2 pseudogenes are annotated in these 716 nt (G+C 45.1%); both read left to right on the top strand.

Annotated features, from left to right (window positions below):
- Nucleotides 1-335 (top strand): annotated as a pseudogene (vopD, locus tag R7Z77_RS25540) (type III secretion system translocon subunit VopD); the annotation flags it as partial.
- Between the two features lie 228 nt (nt 336-563).
- Nucleotides 564-716: pseudogene (locus R7Z77_RS25535) on the top strand (C4-dicarboxylate ABC transporter substrate-binding protein); the annotation flags it as partial.

Here is a 716-nt window from a genome sequence, read left to right as displayed (position 1 = left end):
ACTCACTAGCGAAAGACAATATCGCAGACACGACAGCGCAGCTGACAAGTGGTGGCCGTAAGTTCGATAAGTTGATGAGCTCAAACCAAGCGAAGAACGCGATTCTTCAAGCTCTTGGACAGATGGCAAACTCAGCATCGAACGTTGAACAAACTAAAGCGCAAGCTCGCAGCAAGGACGATGAAGTGCAAGCGACGCGTGCTCAAGCAGCGAAGCAAAAAGCAGATGAGAACATCGGCTTCCAAGAAGGATTGCTTAAAGAGTTGCGTGAGCTGTTCCGTTCTATCTCTGATAGTCAGAACCAAGCGTGGCGCGCATCTATCCCGACAGTGTGATTGCGGTTTTATTTTAGTACAGACAAAGCGTTGTTTATACAACGCTTTTTTTGTGTTTGAAACGATAGAACAAAAAAATACTCTTACATATCAGATTATTATGTGGTTTTGTAAATCATTCTCGAATCGGGTGTGAGAAGCAAAGTTCAAGGATGAGAACTCAAACGTTATCAAATTGTTAACGATTGCTATACTTACACCGTTATAAACAAAGGAAAAGGACGTTCAATGTTTAAGTTTAAGCACATCGCGCTAGCTGCGTCACTTGCAGCGTTGACTGCCGGCTATTCAGTTGCCGCCGAAGAGCCTTTCGTCACCATAGGTACGGGTGGTGTCACAGGTGTTTACTATCCCACGGGTGGGGCTATCTGTCGCTTGGTA

This window comes from Vibrio sp. 1401 (genome assembly GCF_033340295.1).
The sequence above is the reverse complement of the archived record's forward strand: the minus strand, read 5'-3'. Positions and strand labels throughout refer to the sequence as shown.